The organism is Candidatus Paceibacterota bacterium, from assembly GCA_041660505.1.
Classification (GTDB): Bacteria; Patescibacteriota; Minisyncoccia; order Phycocordibacterales; family JACRKE01; genus JBAZWG01.
The window spans coordinates 1810-3549 of sequence record JBAZWG010000011.1; the positions used below are offsets into that span (position 1 = coordinate 1810).

General features: G+C 47.6%; 3 protein-coding genes. 1 reads left to right on the plus strand and 2 read right to left on the minus strand.

The genetic code is table 11. The features are described from left to right. Positions 1 to 698: hypothetical protein (locus WC764_04770; protein ID MFA6007007.1), on the plus strand; the 698-nt coding region annotated here is incomplete at its 5' end. 132 nt (positions 699 to 830) lie between these two features. Here the strand turns inward: WC764_04770 and atpC are convergent. Together atpC and WC764_04780 are read right to left on the minus strand one after the other, a co-directional pair. Next, entirely contained in the window at positions 831 to 1262 is a 432-nt protein-coding gene (gene atpC, locus WC764_04775; GenBank protein MFA6007008.1) for an ATP synthase F1 subunit epsilon, read from the minus strand. Between the two features lie 13 nt (positions 1263 to 1275). Beyond that, the coding region (locus WC764_04780) for a F0F1 ATP synthase subunit beta (protein ID MFA6007009.1) at positions 1276 to 1740 on the minus strand (465 nt) is incomplete at its 5' end.

Consider the following 1740-nt stretch of genomic DNA (forward strand, 5'->3'; position numbering starts at 1 on the left):
GTGTCAGCCAAATTGCAGCAAAAGTTGGCAAGCACCGTACAGCCGCCTACTTTCATATCAAGAAACTATTAGACAAAGGGGTCCTCAAGCAGACATTACACGGTCGCGCTATGCGTCTGACGGCTATCCGTCCCAATGAGCTAGGGCTATTGTTTGACCAATGGACCACGGATTTTAAAAGCGCTATTCCTCAATTGGAGGCATTAAAGAAAATTGACCAAGAGAAACCAATTATAGAGGTAACCGAATCAAAACGCGGATATTATAAAATTTATGATGAAATATCTGCCATGCCGGAAGGGAGCACTTTTCGAGTAGCCGAAGGTGTCACTGCCTTGCAACAGGAATTATCGTTACTTACCGAAGATCAATGGCATACCTTCTTCTCACGCATTGTGCAGCGCAAGATAATCACCAAAGGTTTGTTTACTGAGGAATCCACCAAAGAACCGAGCAAGCAATTAAGCGCAACTAATCTGAAAATTTTGCGCCAACGCATCTGGCAAGTTCGTACCCTTCCTGCCGCAACCTTTCCTTTAGATCAACTAGTATTTATCTATGGCGACAAAGTAGCCTTTCTTTTTCCCGACGTGTCTCTAGTCATGACCATTCAGCACAAAGGGATCGCCCAAGCCACCGCCGCTATGTTTGATGCCGCCTATGTGTCTGGTAAACAGTATGATGCTGTGTGGCAATAGTATGAGTAGCGTAACTACTTACCAAGTTTGCACATAACCGCAGTTTCAAATTTCTTCACATTATAATTTCGAATTTGTTTCTCCCGAAGGGATCCCTTTGGGAGGATTTCGAATTTCGGATTTTCACAGAGTTTATCTTGCCCGTCGGCGTCGCAGTTCCGCCACTTTTAGTCTCGCCAGATTAAGCTCAATCAATCCCATCGCGTCAGCCAAAGCTACCTCGTCCTTTTGTGTCCGGCGCATCTCTTGGGCGCGTTCCAGCGCTTCTTTTGCTTTCATTTCATCAATATCATCCGCTCTCTCCGCTACGTCGGCCAAAACTCGTACTCGTTTACCATCGATCTCCGCAAACCCCCCCGTGGTTGCGATGTGTTCTAGACGGTCAGCGGAATCAGTCGCCGCCCTTTTAATATATATGACGCCTGGCTTAATGATCGTTACCAGCGGCTCGTGGTTGGCCAGCACACCGATTTCTCCCTCTGCTGTGGGTAAGACGACGCTATACACCTCTTCTTGCCACGTTAAACCTTCTGGCGTCACCACTTCAAAAGAAACGAATGCCATATAACTCAAGCGGCTATGCTTTTACTTCCTCAATCCGGCCTTTCATGTAGAACGCTTGTTCCGGCTTGTCATCGTGTTTGCCTTCCAGGATCTCCTTAAAACCTTTGATCGTATCCGCTTGGCTGACATAAGATCCTTTAATGCCGGAGAACACTTCCGCCACATGGAATGGTTGCGACAAAAATCTTTGGATGCGTCGTGCCCGCGCCACCGTTTGCTTATCAGCCTCGGACAACTCTTCCATACCCAGAATGGCGATAATATCCTGCAAATCTTTATAGCGCTGTAACAGCCGTTGTACTTCCCGGGCTACCTCATAGTGCTCCGCTCCTACAATAGCTGGCGATAGAATAGTGGAAGTAGAATCCAACGGATCAACTGCCGGGTAGATACCAAGTTCCGACAGCGACCGGGACAATACAATCGTCGAATCCAAATGCGAGAAAGTTGTCGCCGGCGCGGGATCCGTTAAGTCATC

Coding starts and splice junctions, on each gene's coding strand:
- atpC (MFA6007008.1), bottom strand. CDS start 1,262: ATGGCATTCGTTTCTTTTGAAGTGGTGACGCCAGAAGGTTTAACGTGG.